The 1,998-nt window shown below is 72.4% G+C and carries 3 protein-coding genes; 1 reads left to right on the top strand and 2 read right to left on the bottom strand.

What is annotated here, in order from left to right; genetic code table 11:
- Window positions 1-277: 277 nt before the first annotated feature.
- Window positions 278-520 carry a mycoredoxin gene (locus FNQ90_RS21165; protein WP_143624216.1) on the top strand — a complete coding sequence of 81 codons (243 nt, stop codon included), beginning with the start codon at window positions 278-280 and terminating at the stop codon, window positions 518-520.
- A gap of 32 nt (window positions 521-552) precedes the next feature.
- Here the strand turns inward: FNQ90_RS21165 and nudC are convergent, their stop codons facing one another.
- A complete protein-coding gene (gene nudC / locus FNQ90_RS21160) occupies window positions 553-1,485 on the bottom strand; it encodes an NAD(+) diphosphatase (RefSeq protein WP_182607812.1) in 933 nt (310 codons plus the stop codon).
- Between the two features lie 9 nt (window positions 1,486-1,494).
- The coding region (locus FNQ90_RS21155) for a PD-(D/E)XK nuclease family protein (RefSeq protein ID WP_182607811.1) at window positions 1,495-1,998 on the bottom strand (504 nt) is incomplete at its 5' end.

The following is a 1,998-nucleotide window of genomic DNA, read 5'->3' as shown; positions in this document are numbered from 1 at the left end:
GTCGGGGGGCGGGGGCGTCGCTGCTGTCACCCGGCCCATGCTGCCAGGCCGGGCGGACAGCGGGGCACCGCTCGTCCACAGCCGCGGGCGTTCGTCGGATCGTCCTCACGGCGGGTCGGCGTCACGGCGGGTCGGCGTCACAGTGGAGTCCGGGCCTTCCCGGGCACCGGTCCCGGGCCGGTCCCGGCGCCCGGGAATGTCCGGACCGTGCCGGACGTTCCACGACCGGACGCCCCGCGTCCCGCCAGCGCCCCCGAGGGAAGGACTCACGATCGCCATGGCCGGCACCGTGACCATGTACAGCACCACCTGGTGCGGCTACTGCCGCAGGCTCAAGGGCCAGATGGACCGTGAGGGCATTCCCTACACCGAGGTCAACATCGAGCACGATCCGGACGCGGCGACGCTGGTCGAGAAGGCCAACGGTGGCAACCAGACGGTTCCCACCCTGCTCTTCGAGGACGGCAGCACCCTCACCAACCCCTCCCTGGCACAGGTGAAGGCGAAGCTCGCGGCCTGAGCCGGCGCGCCGGGCCGGGACCGTCCGCCCGCTCAGGGGCGGGGCAACGGCCCGCCGTACCACCTCTCCACGAGCCGGGCCGCGATCGAGATCCCGGAAGGGGGCGAGACCTCCCGCGACTCGATCGCGGCCCGCAGCGTGTCCCTGGAGAACCAGCGGGCCTGTTCGATCTCCTCGCCGTCCACCCGGATCTCGGTGGTCCGGGTGCTCGCCAGGAAGCCCAGCATCAGCGAGGACGGGAAGGGCCACGGCTGGCTGGCCACGTAGCGGGGGTCGAAGACGGTGATGCCCACCTCCTCCTCGATCTCCCGCACCACGGCCTCCTCCAGCGACTCGCCCGGTTCCACGAACCCGGCGAAGGTGGAGAAGCGTCCCTCCGGCCAGTGCATCTGCCGACCCAGCAGGATCCGGTCCTCCTCGTCGGTGACGAGGGTGATGACCGCCGGATCGGTGCGCGGGTAGTGTTCCGCCCCGCAGGAGGGGCAGCGCCGGATGTGACCGGCCGCCGCGATCACGGTCCGTTCCCCGCAGCGGGAGCAGAAGCGGTGCATCCGCTGCCAGTTCTCCAGCGCGATCGCGTGCACCAGGAGCGCCGCGTCACGGTCGTCCAGCAGTGCGGCGGCCTCGCGGAGCCCGGCCGGGCGGGCGGCCTGATCCATCCGGCCCGGCAGCTCGTCCTTCTGGAGGGCGAAGTAGCGCACGCCGTCGGGGCCGGTGCCCAGGTAGTAGCGGTGCGCCTCGGTCAGGGGCGCGTCGAAGGAGGGCATGGTCACCAGTTCGGTGCGACCGTCGGCCGTGTCCTCGATCAGCGCACGCCCCGAGGAGACCACGAAGACCCTGGTGGTGGGGTGGCTCCACGCCGCTCCGAGCCACGCCTCGTCGATTCGCCGGCCGGCGTCCCGGTCGATCCCGCCGGTCCCGGTCATGGCGATCGGCTGGACGGCGTTGTCCGGAGTGTTGCGCATGACGGAAGCCTAACCGGGGACGTTGAGGGCCCACGACGCGTCCCCCCGCAGGATGGCCTCCAGACCGGCCCGGTCCGGGAGCACCGCCGGCCGTACCAGTTCCCCGGTCCGCACGTAGAGGAAGGCGGCGGTGACCCGGGACAGCGGGAGATCGTGTTGTTCGGCCCAGGCCACCCGGTAGACGGCCAGTTGCAGCGGATCGGCGGAGTGGCTCCGACCGGTCTTCCAGTCGATGATCTCCCAGCCGTCGTCGGTGCGGTAGACGGCGTCGATGCGTCCGCGGACCACCCGTCCGGCGAGTCGCAGCTCGAAGGGCGCCTCCACCCGGTGGGGGGTGCGCCGGGCCCAGGGCGTGCGGGCGAACGCCTCCTTCAACGCGTCCAGTTCACGCTCGTCCCGGATGGCCGGGTCCTCCTCGAGATCGCCTCCGGGGTGCTCGTCCTCGCCGAGCAGGGGCAGGGCCAGTTCCTCGAAACGGGACTCCACCCAGGCGTGGAAGCGGGTGCCCCGGCG

The organism is Streptomyces alkaliphilus, from assembly GCF_014141535.1.
GTDB lineage: Bacteria > Actinomycetota > Actinomycetes > Streptomycetales > Streptomycetaceae > Streptomyces > Streptomyces alkaliphilus.
The sequence above is the reverse complement of the archived record's forward strand: the minus strand, read 5'-3'. Positions and strand labels throughout refer to the sequence as shown.